Here is a 22,901-nt window from a genome sequence, read left to right as displayed (position 1 = left end):
ATGTACGGAACGGTTCGCGAGCAGCTCACCCAGACTCTCGACGAGATTCGGGAGGCCGGCCTCTACAAGTCGGAGCGCCAGCTGGAGACCGCGCAGTCCTCCCACGTGGAGGCCGGCGGGAAACCGGTGCTGAACTTCTGCGCCAACAACTACCTGGGGCTGGCCAACCACCCGCGCTTGATCGCGGCGGCGAAGTCCGCGCTCGACGAGTGGGGTTTCGGCATGGCGAGCGTGCGCTTCATCTGCGGCACCCAGACCCAGCACGTCGAGCTGGAGGACCGCATCTCCGGCCTGCTCGGCACCGAGGCGACCATCCTGTTCCCATCCTGCTTCGACGCGAATGGTGGCGTCTTCGAGGTGCTGCTGGGCGCTGAGGATGCCGTCATCTCGGACGAGCTCAACCACGCGTCGATCATCGACGGCGTGCGGTTGTCGAAGGCGCAGCGTTACCGCTACAAGAACCGCGACATGGCCGATCTGGAGACCCAGCTGAAGGCGGCCGCGGATGCCCGGCGCAGGCTGATCGTCACCGACGGCGTCTTCTCGATGGACGGCTACCTGGCCCCGCTGGACGAGATCTGCGCCCTGGCCGAGAAGTACGACGCGATGGTGATGGTCGACGACTCGCACGCGGTCGGCTTCGTCGGTCCCACCGGCGCCGGAACGCCGGAGCTGTTCGGCGTCACCGACCGGGTCGACGTGATTTCCGGCACCCTCGGGAAGGCACTCGGCGGGGCATCCGGCGGCTACATCAGCGGTCACCGGGAGATCGTCGAACTGCTGCGCCAGCGCGCCAGGCCCTACCTGTTCTCCAACGCGGTCGCGCCATCTGTCGTCGCCGGGTCGATCGAGGCACTCAACCTGGTCGCCGAGGGAGCCGAGCTGAGGGCGAAGTTGGCTGAGAACGCCGAACTGTTCCGCAAGCGGATGGCCGCGGCCGGGTTCACGCTGCTGCCGGGTGAGCATCCGATTATCCCGGTCATGTTCTCCGACGAGCACGAGGCGGTCGCGATGGCGGATGCCCTGCTCGAGGAGGGCGTCTACGTGATCGCGTTCTCCTACCCGGTGGTGCCGCTCGGCAAGGCGCGCATCCGCGTGCAGCTGTCTGCCGCGCACTCCACGGCCGACGTGATCGCCTGCACGGACGCGTTCGTCGCAGCCCGCGAGGCGGTGGCGGCCGGCGCGCTGTCCGACGGGCCGTAGCGCGCGGCAACCGTAGGCTGGAGCCATGCTGACTCTTGATTCCGTTCGCGACGCCGCCCGGCAGCTGGAGGGGGTCGCCCACCGCACCCCGGTGCTCACTTCGCGCACCCTCGACGAGCTGTGCGGAGCATCCGTTTTCCTGAAGGCCGAGAACTTCCAGCGGGTGGGCGCGTTCAAGTTCCGTGGGGCGTACAACGCGATCTCCCGGCTGAGCGAAGAGCAACTGAAGCGTGGCGTGACCGCCTGGTCGTCGGGCAATCACGCGCAGGCCGTCTCGCTGGCCGCCGCGATGATGGGCAGCACCGCGACGATCATCATGCCGTCGGACGCCCCGGAGTCGAAGATCGCCGCCACCCGCGGCTACGGCGCAGCGGTCGAGTTCTACGACCGCTTCACCGGCGACCGCGAGGCGCTCGGCCGTGACCTCGCCGAGAAGCACGGGATGACCATCATTCCGCCGTACGAGCATTACGACGTGATGGCCGGCCAGGGCACGGCGGCCCTCGAACTGCTCGATGAGGTGGGCGAACTCGACGAGCTGCGGGTGCCGATCGGCGGCGGCGGCCTCATGGCGGGCAGCGCCACGGCGGCGAAGGGCCTGCACCCGGGCATCCGGATGATCGGGGTCGAGCCGGAGGCCGGAGACGACACCAAACGCTCGCTCGAGGCGGGCAAGCGCGTACAGATCGAGGTGCCGAACACCATCGCGGATGGGCAGGGCGCTGAGATCCCGGGAGAGCTCACGTTCGAGGTCAACCGCCGACTGGTCGACGGCGTCGACCTGGTCACCGACGACCAGCTGCGCGAGGCGCTGGCGTTCGCGTTCGACCGGCTGAAGATCGTGCTGGAGCCCTCCGGGGCGACCGGGCTGGCATCGCTCATGTTCGGGACGCGGCCGGCAGCGGATGCTCGGATCGGCGTCATCCTGTCGGGCGGCAATGTCGGCCTGAAGCGGTTCCGCGAGTTGACGGCGGCACTCGGATGACCCTGCGCGTCTCCCTCCTGGGATATGGGGCGATCGGGCAACCGGTCGCGGATGCGCTCAGTGCTGGCGAGGTTGCCGGCGTCGAGCTGGCCGGCGTCATCACGCGCACGCCCGGGCGGGCCGCCGCCCGCGGGCATCGCGAGCTGAGCTTCGACGAAGCACTCGAACTGAGCGACCTGGTCGTGGAGTGCGCTGGAATCGCGGCGGCGACCGAGCACGGCCCGCGGGTGATCGCATCCGGTACCGACCTGTTCATCGTGTCGGTCGGCGTGCTCGCCGACCCCGCAGTGCGCCGAGCACTTCTGCACGATGGCCCAGGACGCAGCTTTCTCACCGCCGGAGCGATCGGGGGTCTCGACCTTCTTGCTGCGGTGTCCGCTCGGGGCGGGCTGGCATCCGCCACCCTGACCACGACGAAGACGGCGACGAGCCTGATCCAGCCCTGGATGAACCCGGCGACGGTCGCCCGGCTGAACGAGGGAACGGATGCCGCCACCGTCTTCGAGGGGACGGTTGCCGAGGCCATCGAACGGTTCCCATCCTCGCTGAACGTCGCCGTCGCGCTGGCGGCCGCCACCGGGCTGTGGGAGCAGACGCGCGTGCGGCTGGTGGCGGACCCGCGGGCGACAATGACCACCCATCGCATCGACGCGGCGGGCAGTGCGGGCGAGTACGAGTTCACGATTCGCAACCACCCGCTGGAGTCGAATCCTCGGACGAGCGGTGCCGTGCCTGCGGCGGTGCTGCACGGATTGCGGGCGCTGACGCGGCCGTCTGGCACCATCCTGTGATCGGTGCCGTGCTGTTCGGTACCGTCGCTGTTCGGTGCCGCGCTGTGATCGGCACGTCCCGGTGACTCGTGTATCGTCGTGGCCTCCCGGTGTCGTCGCGGCCGTCGTCGCCGCCCTGGTCTCCTGGGGCGTTCACGCGCTCGTCCCCGCGATCCCGCTGCTGACGGCGGCAGTCGTGCTGGGCATCGCCGTCGCGCAGGTCCCGCAGCTGCGCACTCTTCTCGAAGGCGCGTGGGCACCTGGCCTCTCCGTCGCCGCGAAACGCTTCATGCGTCTCGGCATCGTGCTTCTCGGGTTGAAGCTCAGCGTCGTGGACATCGCTGCGCTCGGCTGGCTGACGATCGCATCCGTGGTCGGCATCGTGCTGGTCACCTTCGGCGGCACCTGGTGGATGGGGCGGATGCTCCACCTCCCCGACCATCAGCCGCTGCTGATCGCCACCGGTTTCGCCATCTGCGGCGCATCCGCCATCGGGGCGATGAGTGGCGTGGTGCAGGCGAAGGACCGGGAGACAGCGACACCCGTTGCGTTAGTGACACTCTGCGGGACGCTGGCCATCGCGGTGTTGCCGGCATTGTGGCATCCGCTGGGACTGTCGGCGCAGGGCTTCGGGCACTGGGTGGGTGCGAGCGTGCACGATGTCGGGCAGGTGGTGGCGACCGCGCAGGTCGCGGGGACCACCGCGCTGGCGGTCGCCGTCGTGATCAAGCTCACCCGGGTGCTGATGCTGGCGCCGATGGTGTCGGTCGCGGCGGTGGTGGTGCGACGGCGGGCGGGGGCGGATGCTCGGCTGTCGAAGCGCCCACCTATCCTGCCGCTGTTCGTCGCCGGATTCCTGGCCGCCGTGATCATCCGTACGCTGGTCGACGTGCCGGAGCCGGTGCTGGCATCCGCCGACGTGGTGCAGACGGCGTTGCTCGCGATGGCGCTGTTCGGGCTCGGAACCGCCGTGCGGCTGCGCGAGTTGGTGCAGACCGGCTGGCGTGCGCTGATCGCGGGGCTGCTGTCGTGGTTGCTCATCGCCGTGCTGGCGCTCGGAGCCGTCGCGATCAGCTGAGCGGGGTCACGCGCTCTCGCACACCCGCTTCAGGTCGAGCAGGTCTTTGTGCATTTCCTTCTTGGCGGCGCCGACAAAGAGCGCGCCGATGATTCCGGTCAGACGGGCGCCGAAGGTGAGGGGCACCCCTTCGAACGTCAGGTCGACGCGGGTGCCGCTCCCCTCCGGGGTGAATGTGTACTCGCTGCGATAGTGGTTGCCGCGCGACTCCGCCTCAACCGCGTACGAAACATCCTTCTCGTATGCCACAACCCACATCTCCTCGGTCGCCTCCTGCCCGAACATCTTGCGGGTCTCCCGCCATCTGGTGTCCAGGTTCAACTGGGCTGGTCCCGCCAGCACTTCGAGCTTCGTGATGCCGCCAATGTTGGCCGGGGCATTCTCGAGGTCGCAGAAGATCTTGAACACCCACGCTCGGTCGGCGTTGATGCTGATGGTGTTCTGGATTTTCATACCTTCTCTTGGATAAGTTCTGGTGAGACTGTGCCCACCGTAGCGGCAACGGAGGATGCCGGGGCGATCGCAGACCCGATCGTCTTAGGCTGGCTCGATGACTGCGAACAACTCCGACAAAGTTGTCCTCTCGCTGCCGTTCACCGGTCTCTGGCTGGCCAGGAACAGTCCGGCCCGGCGGGTTCCCAGCCATGGGAGCGACCTTTTCGGTGAGCGCTACGCGATCGACTTCATCCGCGTGGACGATCGGGGCCGCAGCGCCGCCCACCGCGACTGGCGCACCTTTCTCGCCAGTGAACCACCTGAACGGTTCTTCGGTTTCGGCCAGCCGATCCTCGCGCCGGCGAGCGGCACCATAGTTGAGGCTCACGACGGAGAGCTCGATCACGCGGGCAGGCGGTCGCAGCTGGCGTTGGTGCCGTACATGCTCGGACAGGGCGGGCGGATACGCGAGGGGGTCAGTGCGATCGCCGGCAACTACGTCACCATCGCGATCGACAGCGGCTTCGTGACGTTGGTGCACCTGAAGGCGGGTTCGCTCAGGGTCACCGTCGGCGATGCGGTGACGACCGGGGAGGAGATCGCTGAGTGCGGCAACTCTGGCAATTCGACTCAACCGCACGTGCACCTTCAGGTTGCCGACAGTCGGGACTTATCCGTCGCGCAGGGCGTGCCGATGGAGTTCCGGGACTTCCGCGAGCGGCGAGCCGGGGCAATGGTCTTCGCGAACCGCAAGACCGGCATCCCGGGTGAGGGATCGCTGGTTACTCCGATCGCGGTCCGCTGAAAGCGGCGCTACCCGGACGACTCCGCGTCCGTACCGTGGACCCCATCCGTTGGACCCCAGTCGGGGAGCGCATCGTTCTGCTCGACTTCCGGTTCCTGCTCGGGCTGGCTGCTGACCTGATCCATGGGAGCTTCCCCCGCAGTACCGTCTGCCGGTGTCCGATCTTCTGCTTCGTGTTCTGGATTTTTCATCCCGCCACCGTAGGCATGCACCGCTCGAAACGACAGTGGCGGCGAGTTCATCAGCCGAAGATTATCGACCACGCTTCGACGGAGTATTCGAACGCGTTGGGTACCGCCAATCCGGACCCGCGAGCCCCCACCAGGTAGATCATCCACGGGAGCAGGAACAGGAGAAGCACATTGAGACCGAGCATGACGCCGTTCAGGCCGAGCGACACGATGGTCGTGCGCTCGACCGCGCCGCGCCGTCGGGAACGGGTCCAGTCCACGAGGGCCAGCACCAGCCCGATCAGTGGCGAAAGCGCGGCAAAGATGAGCGACACGATCGTGAGGGTGCGCGTGCCACGTTGGGTGTTCGGGGCAGACGGGTCGGACATGGTGCTCCCTTGATGTGCGCGGTCGGGGTTTGGGAGGAATCCTCTCACGTGCCGGGTGCGCCGGCGCCATGGGGATCCACAAGTGGAGCGTCGGTGGACTCCGGCATACTGTTCCCGTGCCGACCCTGGATGACGTGAGCCGTGTTGCTGCCCAGCTACCGGGGAGCGAAGAGCGCACGATGACCGGCGGCCTCGCCTGGTTCGTGCGCAACAAGCTGTACGCCTGGGAGTGCTACCCGTGGCCGAGCGAGAGCCCCGCCCTTCGTGAGCTCATCGCCGCCGAGCCGGTGGTCGGCGTCAAGGTGGCGGATTCGGATGAGCAGCGGGCGTTCCTGCAGGGCTGGCCGGATGCCTTCCGGGCATCCGAAGTCTCCTGGGGTGGGCCCAAGGTGCTGTTCCGGCTCGGGAAGATCGACCTGGACCTGCTCGCCGAAGTCGTGACCGAGGCGTGGCGGAGCCAGGCGCCGAAGTACCTGCGCAGGGAGTTCGACGACCGGTTCGAAAGCAGCAGCTGAGCCGACTTCGCCGGGCCCCGCAGCGCGTATTGCAGGCGGATGCTCGGCACGGTCGCGAGCGGAAGCGCCAGCGACGAGGCCACCCAGTCTGGCCGCGTGCCGCCCAGCAGGTGGCTGCACGCACCCTTCCCACCGCCTGGGAAGGCGTGCGCATCCGGGCCGCCGGGCTCGCCCAGGACCGCCTCCTCATCGGTGCGGCCGAGATCGCCTTCGGCGAGGTGCTTCGCGAGCAGAGCTGAGCCCGGCCTTACAGGCAGCACTTGTAGCTGAAGCGGGAGGCGAGCCCGCCCTCTCACGATAGCTAGAATCCGCGGGGGTTCTGCCGCTCCTGCCCGTACCCGCGGCGAGCGCACAGACGCGACCAGGCGACCTCATTCACCGCGCTGAGGTTTCGCCCCCTCGCCTGGCAAATACGCTTCCATCCGTCTCGTGACATGAGACTCGCCGTGTCAATCGAACCGCGGTTGATCGCCTGGACGATTTGGGTATCTGGAGCCTTCATAATGTCAGACACTCGATGCCTCCTCTCTCGGATACCTGAATAGTAATAGCGGCAGATCGCGGCGATGACCCCTCACCGCAGACGCAGACGCCACAACGCAGGGCAAGCAACGACGGTCGGCTTGCCACCACTGTTGATCGCTCTCAGCACCCTACGACCGTCGGCGGAACCCTGGAGGAAGAGGTCAGTCGTGCGCGGCTGCTCGCCATCCTGGGGATGCGCACGGCAGACGAAGCCGAGTTCGAGGCGGCAGTGCTGGGGTCATCCGACCCTGCGCTGCACGCGGAACTGGTTCGCCAGCAGCACGTGTTGGCCGGTGCGCTCGCCAACTCGATCAACGGGCTCGGGCCACAACTTGTCGTGCTCGGCGGGTTCCTGGCGACACTCCTCTCGTGGGATTCGGAGGCGCTCGATCGCGAGGTGGCTGCACGCACCCTTCCCACCGCTTGGGAAGGCGTGCGCATCCGAGCCGCCGGGCTCGCCCAGGACCGCCTACTCATCGGTGCGGGCGAGATCGCCTTCGGCGAGGTGCTTCGCGACCCGCTGGTTTACGCGCAGGACTGATCTTCTCCTTAAGAGTTGACTTATATAAGTAGCGATGCAAATATTGGCGCATGCACGCACTCGATGTTCTCGGTGACCCGGTCCGCCGGCGCATCCTCGAGCTGCTCGCTGACGGCGAAGAGTCCGCAGGAGACCTCGGCAACGTAATTCAGCGTGAGTTCGGCATTTCCCAACCTGCGGTCTCGCAGCACCTGAGGGTGCTCCGCGACTCCGGATTAGCCACGGTCCGTGCTCAGGGTACCCGGCGGATCTACGCAGTCGACCCCACTCCCCTCGCCCAGGCGGATGCGTGGTTCAATACGTTCCGCGGCTTCTGGCAGCCCAAGCTCGACGCGCTGGGTACCGAACTCGCGCGCGAGCGCCTCGCGCAGAAGAAGGCCGGCACGTCGCCGCGCCCGACCGCTCCCACCGACGACTAACTCTGACCCCCTATCAACCTGACCAAACCAAGAAGGAGCACCGACATGGTGAATGTGAATGCCCAGATCGACGCCGTCGAGCGTGGCCTCGAAACCAAGGACGTCGACGGCGTGCGCTCGTACGTGCAGACGCTTAGCCAGACCTACCCGTCCCCCATCGACGATGTGTGGGACGCAATGACCTCGGTCGAGCGCATCCCACGCTGGTTCCTGCCGATCACCGGTGACCTGCGCCTGGGCGGCACATATCAGCTCGAGGGGAATGCGGGCGGGGAGATCCGCAGCTGCGTTCCGCCGAGCGGTGGCGCCGCCGAATACTCGATCACCTGGGGCATGGGCCACGGTGAGCCCGCGATGGTGCATATCCGGCTGAAGGCGGTCGACGCGAAATCAACCCGCGTAGAGCTCGAGAACGTCGCGGCAGTCGACAGTCTCCCCGACGGAGTCTGGGAACAGTTCGGGCCATCCGCAACTGGAATGGGCTGGGACTCCGGACTGCTTGGACTCGCGCAGTACTACTCCGGCGGTGAGGACGGCGTCACGCCCGAGATGGCCGCTGAGTGGGTCGCAAGTGCAGAGGGCAAGGCCTTCATGCGTGCCTCGGCGGATGCCTGGGCCGCCGTCCATGAGCGTGCCGGAGCCGACCCCGCAGTAGCGAAGGCTGCAGCGGACACCACCTACGGCATGTACACCGGCGAGATCGCTCCGCCGGAGATGTAGCTCGGCAGGAGACGCTGCAGACTTCGGCGCCCCAGAACGGCACTCCGAGCAGCACGATTACGAGGCCCACAGCTGCCAAAACCACGCTGGCGATTGCCAGTACCCGGAGAGCGACGCAGTCACGATCGCCTTCGTCGGCCTCGGTGCCACCGTCGAGCACCGGATGCGACATGAACTCGATCACATCGCCTCGCCGCAGAGATGGCCGAGGTGGTCGGGGGCTCGTCTCGCAGCTGAGGGAAGGCCCAGCACGCGACCGCCGCATCGTCGGCATCGGTCTGGCGGTGCCCGGCCTGGTGCGCGAATCTGACGGCATGGTGCGGTGGGCACCGCACCTGGGCTGGAGCGAGGTCGCGTTCCGGAGCATGGTTGAGGCCGCTACCGGGCTGCCTGCTTTTGCCGACAACGACGCAACGCTGGGAGCACTCGCCGAGCGTCTGTTCGGTGGGGCGCGAAACTGACCACCTCGTCTACATCAACGGCGGCGCGAGCGGCATCGGCGGCGGCGTGATCGTGAACGGGCAACCATATCGGGGTGGTTACGGCTACGCCGGCGAGCTCGGCCACAACCGTCAGCGACTCGACAATCCTGCCCACCGCGCCACCGTCGGGGGCACGCTCGAAGACGACGTGAGCCGCGCGCAGCTGCTCTCCATCCTGGGGATGCGGACGGCAGACGAGGCCCAGTTCGAGGCGGCCGTGCTCGAGTCATCCGCCCCGGCGCTTCAGGCGGAGTTGGCGCGCCAGCAGCACGTACTCGGTGGAGCGATCGCCAATGCGATCAATGTGCTCGGGCCGCAACTCGTCGTGTTGGGCGGGTTCATGGCGACGCTCCTCACATGGGATTCCGAGGTGCTCGAGCGTGAGGTCGCCGCGCTGGCCCAAGACCGGTTGCTCATCGGTGCGGCCGAGATCACCTTCGGTGAAGTGCTGCGCGACCCGCTGGTGTACGCGCAGTGCTGAGCCCGTGGGTCATCATCGGCTTCCGGGGCCGCTAGCGAAACTCGAGTGATTCCAATAGTGTCCGAGCATGACGACTTCTCAAACACTGACGGCTGGCGTCGGCTCGATGATCCTCGCGGTAGCGGCCACCGTCAGCGTGGTGGCGATCGCGAGCCCGGTGGCGCCGGAGCCGAAGTCGGAATTCACCAACATCCTGTACCCGTTGGACGGAACCGGCGCGGTTTACCTTGGTCCCCCAGAGCAGGTCACGACAGAGCCCCAGCCGATTCCATCTCAATGATTTCGCGGTTCCCGTGGGACCCATTTTCGATGGGAGAGCCGGATCCGCCCAACGTCCACGATTTCCCCCCGGGCTTCTCGTGCAGCGCGGCCATTTTCGGTCTTGGTGCTCATAGGGAGCGGTGACGAATTGCTTGATTCGCAAGCCTCATCGGCCTGGAGCCAGAAGGTGATCAGAGGGCTTGGCTCCGTGACATTCGCCGCGGCATGGGCTGCAATTCTCTATGCCCAACTCATGGTGAGCGCCCATCCGGCAATGTATGCCGGCGACTGTTCATTTTCATTCACCACCACAGCCACCACGCAGAACGCCAACATGGCGGCGGCAGCAATCGTCATGGCTGGCATCAGTGGGTATCTACTGTGCAACCCGCGAAGGACCTGGGGCAAGAGCGCGTGGATCAGTTCGCTCGTGGTGTGCTCCGTCTTCACTGTCCTGGTCGCGCTGTGGTCCTTCCTTTGGGTTCTAATATTGCTCGACCGGCCAGACGCATGGGAGGGCGCGCGGTCTGGCGCACTTACCGGAATCACCCAGGCCCTGACGGTTGTTCCGGGACTGGCCGCAGTCAGCACCCTCGTCGTCTGTTGGGTGCTGCGTCATTCGAATATCAGTCGTGTGGCGGCCACTTTGATCGCCAGCCTTTTGCCAGCCCTGTGGTACGCACTGGCCGTCGGGATATTCGTAGTCGCCGCCGCGATGTTCTGCGCATAGCGGCGCGGACGGCAACTCTAGCGTGCGGCTTTCCTGCCGAACGGCCCGCTTTTCTGGATGGAGAGCGTCACGGCTTATGTGACAAATGCTTGTAATATCCGCCTGCGGGTTGAGAATGCAACTCAAAGAGGGAGACGGAATTTCATGAATCCCCTACGGTAGCTGAGGCGGGATTCGAACCCGCGACCTCACGATTATGAGTCGTGCGCTCTCACCAACTGAGCTACTCAGCCACGATCCACCGGCTTGTGACCGGCGATCGAGCCCCCTGTGGGAATCGGACCCACTACCTCTTCCTTACCAAGGAAGTGCTCTACCAATGAGCTAAGGGGGCGAAGCTTCCGCGCGCAGAAGCACCGCCTCGAATCAGGCAACCGGTACAGAATATCACCCGAACGGATGCCCGGATGCCACCACGGAGTTATCGCGAGCTGCGGAGCCGGACAGAGGTTTCGATACGCTCGCTTCGCGAGCTACTCAACCCACAGATTGAGCGGGCGCCGACGCACTGCGCCGCGAACTCCGACATCAGGGTCACCAGCTGCGCGGCATCCGCGTTCGGGTCCTCCGGGTGCCACTGCACACCCAGCACCCAACCGTCGGCAGCCTCGACCGCTTCGATCGTGCCGTCCGGAGCATCCGCCGACACCAGGAGCCCCTCCCCCACTTCGGCAACCGCCTGGTGATGGCCGGAGCGGATTCCCAGGGTCGGCGAGCCATACAGGTCGCCGACCAGCGTGCCCGGTCTCAGCGAAACGGTGTGCTCGATCATCACGTCGTTGACATCGGAGACGCTGTGGATGGTGTCGTCACCCAGGTGCTGAATGAGCGTGCCGCCGAACGCGACGTTCAGCAGTTGCATGCCGCGGCAGATTCCGAGGAACGGCTTGCCCGCATCGACGGCTGCGTTGATCAGCGCGAGCTCGAACGCATCCGCCCGCGGGTCGACGCCGTAGAGTTTGCCCTCCTGGGGCTCCTGCCCGTAGAACGCCGGGTCGAGGTCGGCACCGCCCAGCACCAGCACGCCGTCGAACGCATCGACCAGCTCGGCCGGGTCGTCGGTCGTGCGGCCGGCATCGACGAAGACGACCTCCGCGTCGGTGCCCAGCAGCGCCGCCTCCGCCGTCTCGGCGAGCCGCCGCAACTCCACCCGGAGCCACTCCGGCGACCGATCGGCATCCACCGAATACGACGCGAGGACCCGGGCCCGAGGGGCAGCGGATGCCGAAAGCAACTCACTCATATCAGGAGGCTAATGCAGAGCGCGGCCCCACAGCTAACCCGACACCTCGAGGGCCGCAGCCTTCGCGCGGAGCACCGCGCTCTCCCGCTCATTCGCGGTGAGAGCGGCAGCCGTGAGCAGCTCAGAGCGTGCCTCCTCCACCCGCCCCAGCTGGGCCAGCAACTCGCCACGCACACTCGGCAGCAGATGCGAACCGCGCAGGGCGCCCTCCGAATCCAGCCGGTCGACGATGCTCAGGGCACTCGCCGGACCCGTCGCCATCGACACCGCAACCGCCCGGTTGAGTTCCACCACTGGGCTCGGCGCCAAACGGCCGAGCGCCTCGTAGAGCAGCACGATTCGTTGCCAATCAGTCTCATCGACGCTCGGGGCGATTGCGTGGCACTCGGCGATTGCCGCCTGCAAACCATAGGCCGTCCGACCCCTGCCCACGGCATCCGCTGCCCTCAATGCAGCGCGGCCGCGCTCGATCTGGGTGCGGTCCCAGCGCGAGCGGTTCTGGTCGGCCAGCAGGATCGGGGTGCCATCCCTGGCGACCCGCGCTCCGAAGCGTGACGCCTGGAACTCCATCAGCGCGACCAACCCGTGCACCTCAGGCTCTCGCGGCAGCAGCCCGGCGAGCACGCGCCCGAGCCGCAGGGCCTCGTTCGCGAGCTCGGTCCGGATCCAGCGGTCACCGGAGGTCGCGGCGTACCCCTCGGTGAAGATCAGGTAGATGACGCCGAGCACTGCGCCCAGCCGCTCCTTCCACTCCGGCGGATCCGGCGCCTCGAACGGAACCTGCGCCGCCGACAGGGTCTTCTTGGCCCGCACGATCCGCTGCTGTACCGTCGCCACCGGAACCAGCAGCATCCGCCCTATCTCCTCAGCGGTGAGGCCGCCGACCACTCGCAGGGTCAGCGCGACCTGCGACTCCCGCGAGAGCACCGGGTGGCAGGCGGTGAAGACCAGCCGGAGCAGGTCGTCGTCGATCGGCTGCCATTCGTCATCGCGAGCCTCCTCCAGGTCATGTGCGATCGCTCGATACCGCTCGTCGAGCCGCTCCCGACGACGCCAGCCGTCGATCGCCTTGCGCTTGGCGACAGCGGTGAGCCAGGCGCCCGCGTTCTGCGGGACGCCTGACTCTGGCCACTGGGTGAGGGCGTCGACCAGGGCTTCCTGGGCGAGGTCCTCCGCGAGGCCAACGTCGCCGGTCATCTTGGCGAGGGTCGCGATGATGCGCGCGCCCTCGATGCGCCAGACGGCGTCGACCCTGCGACGGATGTCTGTCACGGCTCAACCGGTCAGTTCGACTGGGCGCGCGCGGCCTGCTCCTCGCGCCAGCCGGCCTCCTTCTGGACGTACTCGTTGTCTGCGAAGTCCGCGAAGTCGCTCCCGTCGTGCACCCGACGTACCTCCAGCTTGCTGCCGGGGCCGAGTGGTGCACGGCTGGCCCACTCCGCAGCTTCCTCCTTACTGGACGCTTCGATGATCCAGAAACCGTTGAACAGTTCGTGGGTTTCGCCGTAGGGGCCGTCGGTGACGATCGGCTTCTCCGCAGAGAAATCGACGACGAAGCCCTCCTCGGCGTCGGTGAGTCCCTCACCGGCGAGCAGCACGCCCGCCTTCATCATGGACTCGTTGTATGCGCCCATCGCGTTGATGATCTCCTCGAAGTCCATTTTCTTGGACGCTTCGAGAGCCTCGTCGGTTGAGCGCATGATCAGCATGTACTTCATTGGTGTTCTCCTTCGCTAGCGAGTCCGCCGTGTGCGTCCTCCTACTATGACGTCGAACGGGACCCCACGGAATCGACATCCGCCAAAAACTTTCTTCCCAACTTCTCCCGATCCGCTGTCACAAGGCGAAAAGTCACCGAAACCGCGCCGGTTGGGTGACTTTTTGCCTTCTCGCGGAAGTGGAGAGGGGTGCGGGCAAGTCCGGCGCAGCCGCAACCACCCCGGGACATCACGTACCAAAGGCTGAGGGGTTGGATGGTTGGGCTCGGGTGGGCCGGGCTTCTATGGGCGGAGCCCATGCCACTGCCCGCCAATCCGCCCCGAGTTACTTGACGGCCCCGGCCGTCAACCCTCCGACGATGTACTTCTGCAGGAACAGGAACAGCGCCATCACGGGCGCCGCAGCCATGATCGCCCCGGCCGAGAACGCGCTCCAGTCGGCGTAGTTCGGGTTCGACACCAGCTTGTACAGCCCGACCGCGAGGGTCTGCTTCTCCGGTTCGATGAGCAGGATGCTGGCCACCACGAACTCGTTGGTGGTGGTGATGAACGACAACAGGCCGACGACCGCGAGGATTGGCGCGACCAGGCGAAGGATGATCGTGAAGAAGATGCGCGCGTGACTGGCCCCGTCGATCTTGGCCGCTTCGTCGATATCGGAGGGCACCGTGTTGAAGAACCCGTACATGAGGTAGGTGTTCACTCCGAGTGCCCCGCCCATGTAGACCATGATCAGCCCGATGTGGGTGTTCAACCCGATCGTCGGGAACCAGTCGCTGATGGTGCTCATCAGCAGGAAAATGGCGACCACGGCGAGCAGTTGCGGGAACATCTGGATGAGCACGATGGTCATTAGCCCGAAGCGCCGTCCGGTGAAGCGCATCCGTGAGAATGCGTAGGCGGCGAGCGCACCGAGGAACACGGTGGCGACGGCGGTGATGCTGGCGATCAGGATGGTGTTGCCGAACCAGGCGGCGAACGGCTGGCTGGGGTCGCTGAGGAGCCGGCCGTAGGCATCCAGCCCGATCGCGGAGAAGAGCTGGTTCGATCCGGTCAGGGTGCCGCGCGGGTTCAGCGATGCCGAGAGCACGTAGAGCAGCGGGAACACCGAGAAGATGACCATCACGGCGCCGACGATGTGCCGCCAGCCGGTGGCGCGGAACCAGCGGCCGAACGAAAACGGGCGCCTGGCGGTCAAAGTTTCGGCCATCAGTTCAGCTCCTCCAGCACCTTGGTCTTGCGGAAACTGACGACAGCGATGGTCGCCACCAGGATGAAGATGATGATCGTGAACGCGCTGGCCAGACCGTAGTCACGCGCCTGCCCGGTGAACGCCACCTTGTAGACCATGGAGATCAGGATGTCGGTGGCGCCGACGTTCACGCTGGCCGAGTGATCGCGGGGCCCGCCGCCGGTCAGCATGTAGATGAGGTTGAAGTTGTTGAAGTTGAACGCGAATGAGGCGATCAGGATGGGGGCCATGGTCACCAGCAGCAGCGGCAGTTTGATGAGGCGGAAGATGGCCCACGGTTTCGCGCCGTCCACGGTGGCGGCCTCGACGATGTCACCCGGGATCGCCTGCAGCGCGCCGGTACAGATCAGGAACATGTAGGGGAACCCGAGCCAGAGGTTCACCATGAAGATGCTGATTTTGGCCAGGAACGGGTCGGTCAGCCACGGGATGGATGCCCCGCCGAGCAGCACCTGGTTGATGAACCCGAAGCTCTCGCTGAGCATGCCCGCCCACACCAGGGCCGACAGGAAGGCCGGGAACGCGTACGGCAGGATCATGGCGATCCGGTAGAACTTGCGCCCCCTCATCCGCAGGTCGTTGAAGATGATCGCCAGGAACAGGCCGAGCGCGAAGGTGGTCGCCACGGACAGCGCGGCAAACACGATCGTCCAGATGGTCACGTTGATGAGCGGTTCGCGGATGCTCTGCTCACCGAACGCTTTCGCGAAGTTGTCGAAGCCGACATTGATGCGCCAGCCTGGCAGCAGTTCGTCACCGTCGGCTGCGGTGAATGCGCCCGTACCGGTGTCGCTGTAGACAGTGCCGGTGTCGGCATCCGTCATCGTGTCCGCCTGCTCGTCGTAGATCAGGCTGGACGTGTAGACGTAGGCCTTGCTGCCATCCGGAGTGCGCAGTGCACCGTCGTTGGGGTCGTCTGAGAAGGGCACGCGCAACGCGGTGATCTCGCTCTGGCGGGACAGTACCTGCTTGAAGGTGAGGCTCGCGTAGCCGTTGACGGCGACGGCCTTGTCGCCGTCGAGTTCTGCGTCATCGACCCGCTGCAGCGGCTGGTCGGCCGTGCCGACGCTGACGTCGCCGTCCGGGTCGGTGACCAGCAGGCCGAGACCGGTGAGGCCCTCGACGACTGTCACGTCGTAGGCGGGCGAATCCGGCACCCGCTCGAGCGCCGAGCTCATCAGCGCATCGATCGCCTGCGACTTGTCGGAGTTGTGCCCGGTCGAGTAGTTGGTGAAGCCGATGTACGCGGTGTAGCCGACGACGAAGATCTGGAAGATGACCAGGAAGATGATGCCCGGCGTCAGATATTTGGCCGGGAGTGCCCGGCGGGAGAAGTAGATCCAGTTGACGATGAGTGTGACGACGGCGACCATTACGGCCACCAGCCACTCGTCGCTGAGCACCAGCACGAAGAGGGCGTAGACGGCGATCGCGTCGACAATGCCAAGCGCCAGCATCTTGAGCAGCAGCACTTTCACCCCGCCGGACGCCTGCTCGGCGATGCGCGCGGCGCTCCTCGAGCGGGCAGCGCGCTTGGTGACCTGCTTGTCGATCGTCATCTTCGTCTCTCGTCTGGAGCACAGGCCTATGGCCTATGTGGGTTGAGTAGGCCCGCTAGGGCCGTATCGAAACCGGTTTCGATACGCGCTGGCGCGCTACTCAACCCACAGGAGGGTGTGGCCTGTTAGCCGATGGCGCCCTGCACGTCGGTGGCAAGCTTCTGCCACGCGGCGACCGGCTCTTCGCCGTTCAGGATGGCGGCCTCGGTGATTCCCCAGAACTGCCAGACGGCGCCCATGGCGGGAACTGCCGGCATCGGTACTGCTTCAGCACCGACGGCGGCGAAGCCTTCGACGATGGGGTCAGATGATGCGGCTTCAGCGGATGCCTTCAGCGCCGGCAGGATGTTGCCAGACTCGTAGAGGGCGGTCTGTACGTCCTCGGTGGCGAGGTAGTTCACCAGGAAGTCGTTCGCCGCAACCTTGTTCTCGCCCTGCTCGCTGAGGAAGAAGCCCTTCACACCGGCGAACGGCTGGGCAGCCTCCTCGGACGGTGCGGGGATCACGTCGACCTCGAGGTTGATGCCGGCGTCGACGGCAGCGGAGACGTTCCACGGCCCGGTGAGCCAGAATGCCGCCTGGCCCGAGGTGAACTTCTCCTTGGCGATGTCGCCGGTGATCTCGGTGCTGATCGTGCCGGCCTTGCCCTGCTCAGCGAGCCAGGCGGCGAAGGCTTCTCCGCCGGCGTTGCCGAGCTGCAGGTCGGTGGCGTCGTAGCCGTTCTCGTCACTGCCGAAGACGGGTGCACCGAAGGAGGTCTGGAACGGGTACAGGTGGTACGGGTTACCATCCGCACCCTGCTCGACCACGAATTCGCCAGCCGCGATCATGTCCGCGAAGGTGGCCGGAGCATCCGGTGCCAGGTCGGCGTTGCGCAGCAGCGCGAGGTTCTCGACCGCGTACGGCAGCAGGTACTGCTTGCCGTCGTAGGTTGCCGCGTTGTAGGCGACGTCGAGGAAGTCGTCCTTCTTCTCGCTCAGCTCGATCGGTGCGATGACGCCGTTGGTGAAGAGCTCGCCGACCCAGTCGTGGGCGCCCATGGTGATGTCGGGGCCTTCGCCGGTCGGCACCTGCTGGATGAAGTCATCCTTGATCTTGGCGTTGTCCTTGGAGACGAGGTCGACCGTGATGCCGGTCTTGTCCTCGTAGGAGGCCGCGACCTCCTTGAGCGCATCGACGCGCTCGGCGTCGACCCAGACGGTCAGCTTGGTGGTGCCTTCGTCATTGTCAGCCTCGCCTGCGCCGCCGGCACAACCGACCAGGGCGAGGGCTGCGGTGGTGGCGATAGCGCCGGCCATGAGGATGCTGCGGGAGCGGGATCCTGTGGAGTTCACCTTCATCGGTGTCACCTTTCGTGTGCGGACGGCCTCGGCGATCACGCTGGCCGCTGTGGCTGTTTGGCTGGCGAGTTGGGGAGGACGTTCTCTTGATGGCTCGCAGCAAGACACTGCAAGCGCTTCCATTCATACCGTCTCAGGAGCGGTTTGCCAACTCATTGTTTGCAAACAATCCGTAACGGTTGCTGAGAAGCGCCGCTCTGCAACCGCTTACATTCGAGCATCCGGTGGCGTATCGTTGCCCCCATGACACTCCAGAGTGACCAAGACTTCGTCGTGCCCGCGAGCGGCACCGCCGCGTTCAGTCCCTCCGAGGTGGGAAGCGAGTGGTGGCGCACCGCCGTCATTTACCAGATCTATCCGCGATCGTTCGCTGACGCGTCAGGTGATGGAGTCGGTGACCTGCCCGGGATCACCTCCCGGCTGTCCTCCCTCTCCGAACTCGGCGTCGACGCGATCTGGCTGTCGCCGTTCTTCACCTCGCCGCAACGCGACGCCGGCTATGACGTTGCCGACTACTGCGACGTCGACCCCCTGTTCGGCACCCTGGAGGACTTCGACCGGATGCTCGCAGCAGCACACGCGCTCGGCATCCGCGTGATCGTCGACCTGGTCCCCAACCACTCCTCCGATCAGCACCGCTGGTTCCAGGAGGCGCTGGCCGCCGGCCCAGGCTCCGAAGAGCGGGCGCGTTACCTGTTCCGCGACGGGTTGGGCGACAACGGCGACGTGCCGCCGAACAATTGGCAGTCGGTGTTCGGCGGACCCGCCTGGACGCAGGTCACCGAAGCGGATGGCTCGCTCGGCCAGTGGTACCTGCACCTGTTCGACTCCTCCCAGCCCGACTTCGACTGGGAGAACCGCTGGGTGCGCGACCAGTTCCTCGACATCCTGCGATTCTGGCTCGACCGTGGGGTCGACGGGTTCCGCGTGGACGTGGCCCACGGCCTGATCAAGGTTGAGGGCCTACCCGACTACACCCCGCCCGCTGAAAGCGGGAGCATGGGCGGCGGTTCGGCCACCCTCGAGCCCGGCATCAGCGACGAACCGCTCGACGACCCGCCCTACTGGGCCCAGGACGGCGTGCACGAGATCTACCGCGAGTGGCGGCAGGTGCTCGACAGCTACCCCGGCAACCGCATCCTGGCCGCCGAAGCCTGGGTCGACCCGCTTCCCAAGGTGGCCAAGTGGGTGCGCCCGGACGAGATGCACCAGGCGTTCAACTTCGCCTACCTGGAGACCCCGTGGGATGCGGCCGAGCTGCGCACCGTCATCGACGACTCGCTCAAGGCGTTCAACGATGTCGGCGCACCCAGCACCTGGGTGCTCAGCAACCACGACGTCGTACGCCACGCCAGCCGACTGGCTTTGACCGAGGGTCACCTGCAGGGTCATGGCGTCGGCCCCGACTCCAAGGGCAAGCCGGACGCTGCCGTCGGGCTCCGGCGTGCGCGCGCCGCAAGCACGATGATGCTCGCGCTTCCGGGCAGCTCCTATATCTACCAGGGCGAAGAGCTTGGCCTGCCCGAGGCGATCGAGCTTCCGGATGCCTCCCGTCAGGACCCGACCTGGTTCAGGACCAACGGGGAGCGCTATGGGCGTGACGGATGCCGCGTGCCCATCCCCTGGGAGGCGGAGTCGCCCGCCTTCGGCTTCAGTCCGAACGGTGAGAGCTGGCTGCCGCAGCCGGTCGACTGGGCGACCTACTCACGCGATGCCCAAACCGGTGTCGCCGGATCCACTCTCGAGCTGTACCGCCTGGCACTCTCTCTTCGGGCAGAGCACCGGCTCGGTCTCGGAACGCTGGAGTGGCAGGACGGCTACGGCGATGACGTCATCGCCTACCGCAACGGCGGGGTGCTCGTGATTGCGAACGCCGGAACCACCCCGGTAAGCCTGCCTGCCGGGCACGACGTGCTGCTGGCATCCGATACCGCGCCGTCGTCGGTGCTCGGCCCGGATGCCACCGTCTGGTTGAAGGCCTAGCGTTCTCGACCGTTAAAGCTGGTCGAGCTCGTCGAGACCGATAACTTCGGCGCGCGCGGGTGGTCCGCTCCCGCGCGGGTCATACTACGCCAGCGCGTGGAAGGAAGACCAGCGCTCGATGATTAGTTGGCGTTGGCCTTGAGCCAGACGAACGGGTCGATCGGCTTCTCGTTGACGTGGATCTCGAGGTGGAGGTGCGGACCGGTGGAGGCGCCGGTGTTTCCGACATCACCCAGGTACTGCCCGACGGTGACTGTCTGGCCAGCCGCGACCGCCGGTGAACCCCACTGCATGTGAGCGTAGAGGCTGGTCACCTTCTGCCCGTTGATCTCGTGGTCGATGATCACGTTCACGCCGTAAGCGCTACCGCCGATGTTGACCTCGCGGACGACGCCGTCGGCGATCGCCTGGATCGGAGCACCCAGCCCAGGCACGAAGTCGACGCCCAGGTGGTTCGACGAGCAGTACGAGCAGGCGACCCGCTCGCCGTAACCGCTGGAGATCGGAACCCCGGTGGCGAACGGCCACTGGATGGTGCCGTTCGGGTTGTTGGTGAACAAGAAGGCGGCTGTGTCGTACTTGCCGCGCAACTGCTCGGTCAGGGAGACGACGGTGTAGCTGTCCCTGGCGTGCGTCTTGGCGGCCTCCGGAACATCCGTCACGCCGATCGACTGCGCTTCGATGTTCGACTGCACGGACTGCTGGCTCTGCAGGCCGGCATCCTGCGGCACACCGGAGAAGAACGCGTTGGCCGGAACCGACGTAGCGACGAGGATGCCGGCAACACCGACCATGGCGCTGAACGACATGAGCTTGGTGAGCAGCGCGCGGCCACTGATCTTCGGCTTCGCCATCGACGGGAGCACGGATTCGCGTCGGCCTACCGGGCGGGCTGCCGCGCGACGAGGGGCACGGCGGGGAGGCTTCCGGGCGGATGCCCTGCGGGGCCGCATGGGCGGTGCCGTATCGATCGTGGGCGGTGCGACAGCAGCGGCTGGGTCGACAACGGCTGCGTCGACAGCGGCGAGAACGGTAGCGGCGGGAGACGGCTCGGCGGCAACGGGGGCGGGGTCATCAGTAGCAATGAGAGCGGCAATGGCAGCGGCCGACTCCTGCTCACGGCGTTCGCGGGCCTCCCTGCGCGACATGGGCACAGCAGCATCCGCTGGAGGGTTGGGCACGTGGGGTCTAGTGATCTGGGGTTCTTCGGTGTGCGTCGCCTCGCGAGGCTGCTCCGATTCCCAGAAGTTTTGTGACACTGGCTACTGACCCTTTACCTGATTACTGGACGAACGTGTTGATCTGGGAACCTCGGGCAAGCACACGCCAGGTACTGGTGGTGTGATTGCTCATTCGGGCTCCGCAATGCTCAGCTGGATTCGGACACGCGGGAGGGCGGTGTTCGAAGGTTGTGACCGTTCAAGGCCCGGCCGCACTGCGTCGACGCCCAAATATAACGGATTCATAAACACTAGCCGAATTTCCTAACGAACCGCCACCCCGAAAGCGGGATGGTTAGTTGGCGTTGGCCATCAGCCAGGCGTACGGGTCGACATTGGACCCGTTGACGCTGATTTCCAGGTGGAGGTGCTCGCCGTATGCGCGCCCGGTGTCACCGACGGCTCCGAGGAACTGTCCAACCGAAACCTGCTGGCCCGCGGCAACGGTCATCGAGCCGTACCGCATGTGGGCGTAAAGGCTCTCGACGACCTGACCATTGATGTTGTGCTGCACGACAACGTAGTTGCCCCAGCCGCCATTGGAGGTGGCGGCGGTGACGACACCGTCACTGATCGCGCCGATCGGCGTTCCGCCGCCGGGGAAGAAGTCGGTTCCGTTGTGGAACGAGCCACCACGCGGGCCGTAAGAGCTCAAGACCGGCGAGCTCGGGAAGGGCCACTGGATGGTGCCGTTCGGGTTGTTCGAGTACGACCCGTACACCGCAGCCACGCGAACGACCTTCGGCTTGGGCGGCGGCGGCTTCTCGACCGTGTAACCCTCGCGGTGCACAGTCTGCTCGGCAGCCGACAGCACGGTGACTGACTGCTTCTCAACGACGGCAGCTGTCGCCACCTCGTCGACGCTCGCACTCTGGAACGCGTTGGCAGGAAGCGATGTGGCCACCAGGAGTGCGCCGACGCCGGCCATCGCGCCGAAGCTCAGGAGTTTCCTGAAGAAGCGTCGACCGACCGCCGGGCGCGCCATCTTCGGAAGCACGGCGCTGTCGAGGGTGCGGACGGCATGGCTCGATGCCTTGCGGTGCTGTCGCCTGAGCCCGGGCACTACGCAGCTTCCTCAACGGTGCTCGCGTCAATGCAGGCTACGGACATTGCGACAACTCCTAAACAACACAATTGACCAGCTCGGGTGGCTGGTCCGATCACTCTCGGTAACGAATCAGAAACGGAAGGGGATTCCGCACAACTCATCGAGAGTACCGCAGGACCGCCGATAACCCCAGTGGCAATCGTTAAATGCCCAGTTTTCCCAGCGTTCGCTCAAGCTTGGCCGCCAGTTCAGCATCCGCTGCCAACAGGAAATCGGCGGATGGAGCGCGCCCGCCCAGCCCGGTCACCAGGGCGCCGGCCTCGCGGGCGATCAGTACGCCGGCAGCGTGGTCCCAGGGCTGCAACCCGCGTTCGTAGTAGGCGTCCAGCCGCCCACAGGCGACCGAACACAGGTCGAGAGCCGCTGCTCCATGGCGGCGGATGTCCCGCACCTGGCTGATCAGGCCGGCCAGCACTGCGCCCTGCGCGGCACGCGATTCGGCGCTGTAGGAGAAGCCGGTACCGACCAGTGCCTGGTCGAGGGTGACCTCGTTGTTCACCCGGATGGGCCGCCCGTCGAGCGTCGCGCCGCCCCCGACCGTCGCGCTGAACACCTCTCCGGAAGCCGGGTTCACCACGACCCCGGCCAGGGCATTCCAGGTGAGCGGATCCGGATCGCCCTCGACGACGGCAATGCTGACCGCGTACTCGGGGATGCCGTAGAGGTAGTTGACGGTGCCATCGATGGGGTCGACCACCCAGGTCAGGCCGCTGCTGCCGGCGTCCGCTGCTCCTTCCTCGCCGTAGAAGCCGTCCGCGCTTCGAGCATCCGCCAGCATGGAGCGGATCAGGGCCTCGACCTCGCGGTCCGCATGCGTGACCACGTCCTCGAGCGACGACTTCGAGGCCGCGACCTCGACTCCGGCCTCGCGCCGGGTGCGGGCCAGCTTCGCCCCCGCCTGTGCGACATCTCGGGCCAGCTTGAGAAGCGCATCATTCGCAACAGAAACCACAGCACTCCCTTTTTCGC

General features: G+C 66.1%; 26 protein-coding genes and 2 tRNA genes. 15 read left to right on the top strand and 13 right to left on the bottom strand.

Annotation, left to right across the window (positions count from 1 at the left end):
• The 4 genes from ACX3O0_RS13915 (at position 1) to ACX3O0_RS13900 (ending at position 4,036) form a co-directional block, all read left to right on the top strand.
• Positions 1-1,203, top strand: a complete 1,203-nt coding sequence (locus tag ACX3O0_RS13915; RefSeq protein ID WP_459108108.1) for a glycine C-acetyltransferase — start codon at positions 1-3, stop codon at positions 1,201-1,203.
• Positions 1,204-1,228: 25 nt separating this feature from the next.
• Positions 1,229-2,188, top strand: a complete 960-nt coding sequence (locus ACX3O0_RS13910; protein ID WP_459108107.1) for a pyridoxal-phosphate dependent enzyme — start codon at positions 1,229-1,231, stop codon at positions 2,186-2,188.
• Positions 2,185-2,979, top strand: a complete 795-nt coding sequence (locus tag ACX3O0_RS13905) for an aspartate dehydrogenase domain-containing protein (protein ID WP_459108106.1) — start codon at positions 2,185-2,187, stop codon at positions 2,977-2,979. The genes ACX3O0_RS13910 and ACX3O0_RS13905 overlap by 4 nt, the downstream gene beginning before the upstream one ends.
• Before the next feature lie 61 nt (positions 2,980-3,040).
• Positions 3,041-4,036, top strand: coding sequence for a YeiH family protein (locus ACX3O0_RS13900; RefSeq protein WP_459108105.1), 996 nt, complete (start codon positions 3,041-3,043; stop codon positions 4,034-4,036).
• 6 nt (positions 4,037-4,042) lie between these two features.
• Here ACX3O0_RS13900 and ACX3O0_RS13895 read toward each other — a convergent pair whose 3' ends face one another.
• Positions 4,043-4,489: an SRPBCC family protein gene (locus ACX3O0_RS13895; RefSeq protein WP_459108104.1), complete on the bottom strand. Its 447-nt coding sequence runs from the start codon at positions 4,487-4,489 to the stop codon at positions 4,043-4,045.
• A gap of 97 nt (positions 4,490-4,586) precedes the next feature.
• On the opposite strand from ACX3O0_RS13895, the gene ACX3O0_RS13890 reads away from it, so the two are divergent.
• Positions 4,587-5,276: a M23 family metallopeptidase gene (locus ACX3O0_RS13890; protein ID WP_459108103.1), complete on the top strand. Its 690-nt coding sequence runs from the start codon at positions 4,587-4,589 to the stop codon at positions 5,274-5,276.
• 241 nt (positions 5,277-5,517) lie between these two features.
• Here the strand turns inward: ACX3O0_RS13890 and ACX3O0_RS13885 are convergent, their stop codons facing one another.
• On the bottom strand, positions 5,518-5,835 hold the full coding sequence (locus ACX3O0_RS13885; RefSeq protein ID WP_459108102.1) for a hypothetical protein: 318 nt from the start codon (positions 5,833-5,835) through the stop codon (positions 5,518-5,520).
• A gap of 116 nt (positions 5,836-5,951) precedes the next feature.
• Here ACX3O0_RS13885 and ACX3O0_RS13880 point away from each other — a divergent pair, with 116 nt between their 5' ends.
• The 9 genes from ACX3O0_RS13880 (at position 5,952) to ACX3O0_RS13840 (ending at position 10,509) form a co-directional block, all read left to right on the top strand.
• Positions 5,952-6,350 (top strand): hypothetical protein, encoded by a 399-nt coding sequence (locus tag ACX3O0_RS13880; RefSeq protein ID WP_459108101.1) that lies wholly within the window; start codon positions 5,952-5,954, stop codon positions 6,348-6,350.
• A gap of 110 nt (positions 6,351-6,460) precedes the next feature.
• Positions 6,461-6,589, top strand: a complete 129-nt coding sequence (locus ACX3O0_RS13875; protein ID WP_459108100.1) for a hypothetical protein — start codon at positions 6,461-6,463, stop codon at positions 6,587-6,589.
• A 479-nt stretch (positions 6,590-7,068) separates the two neighbouring features.
• Entirely contained in the window at positions 7,069-7,416 is a 348-nt protein-coding gene (locus ACX3O0_RS13870; protein ID WP_459108099.1) for a hypothetical protein, read from the top strand.
• Between the two features lie 50 nt (positions 7,417-7,466).
• Complete coding sequence (locus ACX3O0_RS13865) at positions 7,467-7,835, top strand: ArsR/SmtB family transcription factor (RefSeq protein WP_459108098.1); 369 nt, start codon at positions 7,467-7,469, stop codon at positions 7,833-7,835.
• 45 nt (positions 7,836-7,880) lie between these two features.
• The gene (locus tag ACX3O0_RS13860) at positions 7,881-8,555 is read left to right on the top strand and encodes an SRPBCC domain-containing protein (protein ID WP_459108097.1); all 675 of its coding nucleotides are present in this window, start codon (positions 7,881-7,883) and stop codon (positions 8,553-8,555) included.
• A gap of 170 nt (positions 8,556-8,725) precedes the next feature.
• Positions 8,726-9,016: an ROK family protein gene (locus ACX3O0_RS13855; protein WP_459108096.1), complete on the top strand. Its 291-nt coding sequence runs from the start codon at positions 8,726-8,728 to the stop codon at positions 9,014-9,016.
• Complete coding sequence (locus ACX3O0_RS13850; protein WP_459108095.1) at positions 9,000-9,518, top strand: ROK family protein; 519 nt, start codon at positions 9,000-9,002, stop codon at positions 9,516-9,518. The genes ACX3O0_RS13855 and ACX3O0_RS13850 overlap by 17 nt, the downstream gene beginning before the upstream one ends.
• Positions 9,519-9,585: 67 nt before the next feature.
• A complete protein-coding gene (locus ACX3O0_RS13845; RefSeq protein ID WP_459108094.1) occupies positions 9,586-9,798 on the top strand; it encodes a hypothetical protein in 213 nt (70 codons plus the stop codon).
• 189 nt (positions 9,799-9,987) lie between these two features.
• Positions 9,988-10,509: a hypothetical protein gene (locus ACX3O0_RS13840; RefSeq protein ID WP_459108093.1), complete on the top strand. Its 522-nt coding sequence runs from the start codon at positions 9,988-9,990 to the stop codon at positions 10,507-10,509.
• Positions 10,510-10,668: 159 nt separating this feature from the next.
• Here the strand turns inward: ACX3O0_RS13840 and ACX3O0_RS13835 are convergent.
• From ACX3O0_RS13835 to ACX3O0_RS13800, 8 genes are all read right to left on the bottom strand, one after another.
• Positions 10,669-10,742, bottom strand: a tRNA-Met gene (locus ACX3O0_RS13835).
• A 29-nt stretch (positions 10,743-10,771) separates the two neighbouring features.
• Positions 10,772-10,843, bottom strand: a tRNA-Thr gene (locus ACX3O0_RS13830).
• A gap of 87 nt (positions 10,844-10,930) precedes the next feature.
• Complete coding sequence (locus tag ACX3O0_RS13825; protein WP_459108092.1) at positions 10,931-11,752, bottom strand: gamma-glutamyl-gamma-aminobutyrate hydrolase family protein; 822 nt, start codon at positions 11,750-11,752, stop codon at positions 10,931-10,933.
• Positions 11,753-11,785: 33 nt separating this feature from the next.
• Positions 11,786-13,024 (bottom strand): RNA polymerase sigma factor, encoded by a 1,239-nt coding sequence (locus ACX3O0_RS13820; RefSeq protein WP_459108091.1) that lies wholly within the window; start codon positions 13,022-13,024, stop codon positions 11,786-11,788.
• A gap of 11 nt (positions 13,025-13,035) precedes the next feature.
• Positions 13,036-13,470: a YciI family protein gene (locus tag ACX3O0_RS13815; protein ID WP_459108090.1), complete on the bottom strand. Its 435-nt coding sequence runs from the start codon at positions 13,468-13,470 to the stop codon at positions 13,036-13,038.
• Positions 13,471-13,795: 325 nt separating this feature from the next.
• Positions 13,796-14,680, bottom strand: coding sequence for a sugar ABC transporter permease (locus ACX3O0_RS13810; RefSeq protein WP_459108089.1), 885 nt, complete (start codon positions 14,678-14,680; stop codon positions 13,796-13,798).
• Positions 14,680-16,281, bottom strand: a complete 1,602-nt coding sequence (locus tag ACX3O0_RS13805) for an ABC transporter permease subunit (protein ID WP_459108088.1) — start codon at positions 16,279-16,281, stop codon at positions 14,680-14,682. The genes ACX3O0_RS13810 and ACX3O0_RS13805 overlap by 1 nt, the downstream gene beginning before the upstream one ends.
• Before the next feature lie 125 nt (positions 16,282-16,406).
• Positions 16,407-17,621 (bottom strand): sugar ABC transporter substrate-binding protein, encoded by a 1,215-nt coding sequence (locus tag ACX3O0_RS13800; protein ID WP_459108087.1) that lies wholly within the window; start codon positions 17,619-17,621, stop codon positions 16,407-16,409.
• A 243-nt stretch (positions 17,622-17,864) separates the two neighbouring features.
• On the opposite strand from ACX3O0_RS13800, the gene ACX3O0_RS13795 reads away from it, so the two are divergent.
• The gene (locus ACX3O0_RS13795) at positions 17,865-19,604 is read left to right on the top strand and encodes a glycoside hydrolase family 13 protein (protein WP_459108086.1); all 1,740 of its coding nucleotides are present in this window, start codon (positions 17,865-17,867) and stop codon (positions 19,602-19,604) included.
• 122 nt (positions 19,605-19,726) lie between these two features.
• On the opposite strand, the gene ACX3O0_RS13790 is transcribed toward ACX3O0_RS13795, so the two are convergent.
• From ACX3O0_RS13790 to ACX3O0_RS13780, 3 genes are all read right to left on the bottom strand, one after another.
• The gene (locus tag ACX3O0_RS13790; RefSeq protein WP_459108085.1) at positions 19,727-20,785 is read right to left on the bottom strand and encodes a M23 family metallopeptidase; all 1,059 of its coding nucleotides are present in this window, start codon (positions 20,783-20,785) and stop codon (positions 19,727-19,729) included.
• Between the two features lie 334 nt (positions 20,786-21,119).
• Positions 21,120-21,887, bottom strand: a complete 768-nt coding sequence (locus ACX3O0_RS13785; protein ID WP_459089769.1) for a M23 family metallopeptidase — start codon at positions 21,885-21,887, stop codon at positions 21,120-21,122.
• A 187-nt stretch (positions 21,888-22,074) separates the two neighbouring features.
• A complete protein-coding gene (locus tag ACX3O0_RS13780; RefSeq protein ID WP_459108084.1) occupies positions 22,075-22,884 on the bottom strand; it encodes an inositol monophosphatase family protein in 810 nt (269 codons plus the stop codon).
• Between the last annotated feature and the right edge of the window lie 17 nt (positions 22,885-22,901).

The sequence above is a fragment of the Homoserinimonas sp. A447 genome (genome assembly GCF_054489325.1).
The sequence above is the reverse complement of the archived record's forward strand: the minus strand, read 5'-3'. Positions and strand labels throughout refer to the sequence as shown.